Raw genomic sequence first — 575 nt, forward strand, 5'->3', positions numbered from 1 at the left:
TTTTTTCGGAACTTTATCGGGTGGAGCCTCGGATGATCGCTTACTATTTAAAAGTGAAAGTGTTGGAATTGCTGATGTTTCTGAATCAGGTTTCGCTTCAGGATTACCAGGAAGAACGAAGATATTTTGCAAGAAATCAAGTACAAACAATAAAGAAAATGCAGGAATATATGACAGCTGATCTTCGCAACCATTATACTTTGCAGGAGTTATCAGAAAAATTTGAAATTCCTCTTACCTCAATGAAGGTTTGCTTCAAGGGCGTTTATGGGTGTTCTATTTATGCTTATATGAAATCCTATCGTATGCAGGCTGCCACGATCTTGCTTCGGGATACTTCTGACAGCATAACAGAAATTGCGGCTAAAATGGGATACGATAATCCAAGTAAATTTTCCGAAGTATTCAAAAAGGAATTTGGAGAACTGCCTTCCGAGTTCCGAAAAAAGTTGTCCAAATAGAGGATGTTTGGTCTTTTTAGAGTGGCGGCAAAATACCAGATACAATATACTATCATCTGTACTAGCAGATGATTTAAGAGCGTCGTGCAGACGCTCTTTCTTTTTACATGGAGG

General features: G+C 38.4%; 1 protein-coding gene. It reads left to right on the top strand.

Features of this window, described 5'->3' with window-relative positions:
- On the top strand, window positions 1-461 hold a 461-nt coding region (locus NE664_12875; protein MCQ4727528.1), incomplete at its 5' end, for an AraC family transcriptional regulator.
- Between the last annotated feature and the right edge of the window lie 114 nt (window positions 462-575).

It is taken from the genome of Anaerotignum faecicola (assembly GCA_024460105.1).
Taxonomy (GTDB): Bacteria; Bacillota; Clostridia; order Lachnospirales; family Anaerotignaceae; genus JANFXS01.